This window comes from Paracoccus angustae (assembly GCF_042648745.1).
Classification (GTDB): Bacteria; Pseudomonadota; Alphaproteobacteria; order Rhodobacterales; family Rhodobacteraceae; genus Paracoccus; species Paracoccus angustae.
This window is the reverse complement of the sequence record NZ_JBHRXY010000086.1, coordinates 1-3,263: the sequence shown is the minus strand read 5'-3', so window position 1 is coordinate 3,263 and position 3,263 is coordinate 1. Positions and strand designations below refer to the sequence as shown.

Genomic DNA, 3,263 nt, shown 5'->3' with positions numbered 1-3,263 from the left:
GGATGCGTGGCGGACAGGAAAACAAAAAGGCTGCGGACGGGGGTGAGCGGGCGAAAGCCCGTCGATCCCCCGGAACGGCAAATGGATCATCTCGGCCCGCGCCGCGCGCGGGCCTCTCCCGTGTCTTCTTCCTGCCGCAGCAGTCAGACGGGAAGGGAAGCGAGCCGCCTTGTGGAAAGGCTCGGCATTAATCCGCCGGAGGGATTTTTATTGATCTGGATCAAAGCGGAAGCTGGTCAGCCAGTGACAGCAAGTCTGCACGCAAACGAAGCTCAAGAGCATCGGATTAGGTGTTTGACTTTTCTCCTGCTAAGGTCCGCATGTGCTAAATGGAGGGCATGGCTTGTCACAGTCGCCCGAGCAGCACGACAAATCTTGGTCGGAGTCAAAATCCGTCTCGGAACTGTCAGATGATGAGGTCAGGCAACTGTTCGACGCTGAGGTCGCAAAGCTCAACGAAGAAGAACGATCAGCGTCTTTAAACGGTCACCTTGTTCAGAACAGCGAACCTTCGTCCCCCTCACGGTGCGGGCGTTCCTTGAAGTCACGTTTGTGGAAAGAACTGACCGGATCCTTCACCCACCCGCCCGGTTGACCACAGGCTGACGCTCGATCCCTGGGGTCTCGCTTACAGCCTGCTTCGGCCTCCCGCCTCCACTCCCAAGGTCGTTCTGGCGCGAGGCTGGACAACCGGGCTCACGGCCCGCGTCAGCGGTCCCGCCCGAAGGGACGAGATGGGCAGGGCAGGGCTACCAGGACCGGCGGGCGAGGGACTGGCTCGGGACGAGACAGCCATCCGCACGCCGCAGCCGGGAGCATCGCCCTGACCAGCTCGGGTGGAGGCCGCCTGCGGCCGGAACCGGGGACGCGACCCGAAGGGGGACGCCCGATGGTATATCCAATCTTAGGTTGCCTATATATCCTCAAAGGATATACTTATATCAAAGCGAGGATATACCATGCCACTCTACATCAAAGACCCTGCCGTCGATACGCTTGTCGATCAGTATCTTGCGGCCACCGGCATGACGAACAAGACGGAGGCTGTTCGCCGCGCCTTGTCCGACCAGTTGAACGCTCTCGCTGCCAAGGAGACCCTGACGGACCGGGTTGCGCGGATACAGCGCCGGGCGGCAGAGGCCGGTTTTGTGTCCAGCGGCAGCGACATTGCGGCAGACAAGGCATTCATGGACGAACAGTGGGGCGAGGACTGATGTTTCTCGACGCCAGCGTTGTCGCCGCCGTGCTGTTGCAGGAAGAAGATGGCCCTGCGTTCCTGAAGGCGATGGAGGCCGCACGCGGCACCCTGCGCTATTCGCCCGTCGTGCGCCTGGAGGCGACCCTTGCCCTTGTGCGCAAGCGTGTCGAGCGGCGCGGCAAAGGCCCGGCGACCGCCGAGGACTTTGCCGCCGCGACGGATCTTGTCGATGAGCTGCTGAAGGCGCTTGAAGCCAAGGAAATGCACATCACGGGCAGCATGGGGGCGGAGGCAATCCGGGCGCTATCAATCTATGGCAAGGTTGTCGGGCACCCGGCGCAACTCAACATGGGCGATGCTTTGTCCTATGCCTGCGCGAAAGCCTACCATGTCCCCTTGCTCTACAAGGGCGATGATTTCTCTAAAACCGATGTGGCATAATCCGAACAAGCTCCCAAGGGCTCTTCCGTTATGACCGTCATACATGATGGCAACATTAACCTGCTTCATCGAAAAGACGACTTGCAACCATGCCGTTTCCGCTATCGCCTCAAAGCATTGATGCTATTGCCGAGATCATCAGCGGGGGTGGCGGCAATGACCTGACACCTCCTGTTGGCATCTACCGCAGTGGGCCAAAGATCGAAAAATTCATGCGGGGCTGTAACGTCGCTTTTACAGTTGAGGGTTCTCGCGTCCCCTCGCTTGTGAAGTGTCTCAACAGGCTCAACAACGGCTTTGAGGCAGCGCCGCACCTTACAAGGATCATCGAAGCAGCCGCCGATCCTCGCGACTTCATCCATGAACCTGAACGTCACGATGCCGTGCTGGACTACCTCAATCGCGCTCTTCGCTACGATGGCTTTGAACTGCAACAGCAAGGTATTCGGATACGCCTTATAGAGGCAGGCAAAGGTGTGCCTGTTCTTGCAGAGCTTGCTGGCCTATCAGAGGTAATCGACTTCGATACGGTGAGCCGTGATCTGGACCGCGCTCTTGCCAGCAGCCAGACCGACCCTGAAGATGCTGTAACCGCCGCGTGTAGCACGATCGAAAGCGTATGCCGGTCAATTCTTGTCGAACTCGGGCAACCTCTTCCTGCAAAAAAGGATGTGCAGGGCCTCTACAATGCAGTGAAGCAACCGCTTGGCCTATCTCCCGACCGCACTGACATTGACCCATTGATTGCCAATGATGTGCGGCAAATTCTGTCTGGCCTGAACACGGTTATTGGCGGGGTTGGATCGCTGCGCACCCACGGGGGCGACGCGCACGGTCGCGAAAGGGGATATGCCCGCATTGACGCACGAATTGCTCGGCTGTCGATCCATGCTGCAAGCACTGCCGCGCTCTTTCTCATCGAAACTTGGCAACGGAAGTTCCCCACGCGTCCGCTCCCAAAAGCATGAAAAGCCGCGCAGCGCCGGCCCGGCGCGGCCTGAGCGCCGCCCCTGTCCTGGCGCCGACCTGCCGGTGACAGGGCAGGGGAAACCCGCGCCAGCAGAGGCAAAAAGAAGCCCCGCGCGGGGCGGGGCCAAGTGAACCTTCGTCGCTGAAGGAATGGGAATGTCAGTCGGGCAGGCGATAGGTCAGCAGCCAGGACGGGCGAAAGGTGTTGCGGACCTGGCGAAGCTCCGGCCCTTCGTTGCCCGTCGAGGATAGCCATTCGGCCAGAAGGCGGCTTTTCCAGCGTCTGCCATGCTGGGCGCGATAGGCCCGCAAAGCGTCGATCTGTTCCGCGCTTAAACCTTGCTCATCTTTAGGTTGTTGTGACATGTGCCTGCTTCCCCTGTTTTTTTAGAGTAATCCGGGGGCGGGGTCTTGGTCGTCTGCGCCCCCGGCGTTTTTCAGATCAGAAGCAATCCGGCACCCAAGCGTCGATCCGGGCCTTTGCCTCCGCATCAACACGCCAAGCCTTCTGATACTCGGCATCGCTGAACAGCCGTTCCATGCAGCGGGCCTTTTCCGCCTTCTTCTGCGCCTTGTGGGCCTTGAAGCCGTTGCACTCGGGATCGCAGCCGGTCAGTTCCAGATGCAGGCTGTCCAGATAGTCGGCGCTGACGCG

General features: G+C 59.9%; 4 protein-coding genes and 1 pseudogene. 3 read left to right on the top strand and 2 right to left on the bottom strand.

Going from position 1 to position 3,263, the window contains the following annotated elements; all coding sequences use genetic code 11:
• Nucleotides 1-959: 959 nt before the first annotated feature.
• From ACFOM8_RS22690 to ACFOM8_RS22680, 3 genes are all read left to right on the top strand, one after another.
• On the top strand, nt 960-1,214 hold the full coding sequence (locus tag ACFOM8_RS22690; RefSeq protein WP_090757601.1) for a type II toxin-antitoxin system VapB family antitoxin: 255 nt from the start codon (nt 960-962) through the stop codon (nt 1,212-1,214).
• Nucleotides 1,214-1,639 carry a type II toxin-antitoxin system VapC family toxin gene (locus ACFOM8_RS22685; RefSeq protein ID WP_377764635.1) on the top strand — a complete coding sequence of 142 codons (426 nt, stop codon included), beginning with the start codon at nt 1,214-1,216 and terminating at the stop codon, nt 1,637-1,639. Before ACFOM8_RS22690 ends, ACFOM8_RS22685 begins: the two co-directional genes overlap by 1 nt.
• Nucleotides 1,640-1,728: 89 nt before the next feature.
• Nucleotides 1,729-2,607, top strand: a complete 879-nt coding sequence (locus ACFOM8_RS22680) for an abortive infection family protein (protein WP_306609974.1) — start codon at nt 1,729-1,731, stop codon at nt 2,605-2,607.
• A 160-nt stretch (nt 2,608-2,767) separates the two neighbouring features.
• Here ACFOM8_RS22680 and ACFOM8_RS22675 read toward each other — a convergent pair whose 3' ends face one another.
• Nucleotides 2,768-2,974, bottom strand: coding sequence for a hypothetical protein (locus ACFOM8_RS22675; RefSeq protein ID WP_377764634.1), 207 nt, complete (start codon nt 2,972-2,974; stop codon nt 2,768-2,770).
• A gap of 76 nt (nt 2,975-3,050) precedes the next feature.
• Nucleotides 3,051-3,263: pseudogene (locus ACFOM8_RS22670) on the bottom strand (hypothetical protein); the annotation flags it as partial.

Coding starts and splice junctions, on each gene's coding strand:
- ACFOM8_RS22690 (WP_090757601.1), top strand. CDS start 960: ATGCCACTCTACATCAAAGACCCTGCCGTCGATACGCTTGTCGATCAG.
- ACFOM8_RS22685 (WP_377764635.1), top strand. CDS start 1,214: ATGTTTCTCGACGCCAGCGTTGTCGCCGCCGTGCTGTTGCAGGAAGAA.
- ACFOM8_RS22680 (WP_306609974.1), top strand. CDS start 1,729: ATGCCGTTTCCGCTATCGCCTCAAAGCATTGATGCTATTGCCGAGATC.
- ACFOM8_RS22675 (WP_377764634.1), bottom strand. CDS start 2,974: ATGTCACAACAACCTAAAGATGAGCAAGGTTTAAGCGCGGAACAGATC.